This is a genomic window from Pseudomonas sp. AC463 (genome assembly GCF_979253585.1).
Genome location: NZ_CEEDDZ010000411.1, coordinates 1 through 301, shown reverse-complemented (window position 1 = coordinate 301; position 301 = coordinate 1). Strand labels below are relative to the sequence as shown.

Annotated in this window: 1 pseudogene; it reads right to left on the bottom strand. The window is 67.1% G+C overall.

Annotation, left to right across the window (positions count from 1 at the left end):
• Window positions 1-301 (bottom strand): annotated as a pseudogene (locus AC0IYH_RS30765) (hypothetical protein); the annotation flags it as partial.

Sequence of the window (301 nt, the reverse complement as noted above, 5' to 3'; positions counted from 1 at the left end):
GATCTGGACACGGATGCCGTCCCACTTCCACTCCGCGGCATAATCGTTCAGGTCGACACGCGCGTCCTCCAGTCCGTGCGCCAGCATGAAGGGGCGGAAGATCGGCGTGTCCACCGCCGTCGGTCGCTCGGCGCGCCCCTCCACCCATTCGAACAGCGTCGCATAGGGCGCGTCGAGACCGTGCCAGAGCTCCTCCAGCTCGTCGACGTCGATCCCGAAGGCATTCGCCAGCGCCGTCTTCGCCAGCCGTGCGGACAGGCCGATGCGCAAACCGCCCGTCGCCATCTTCAACAGCGCGAAC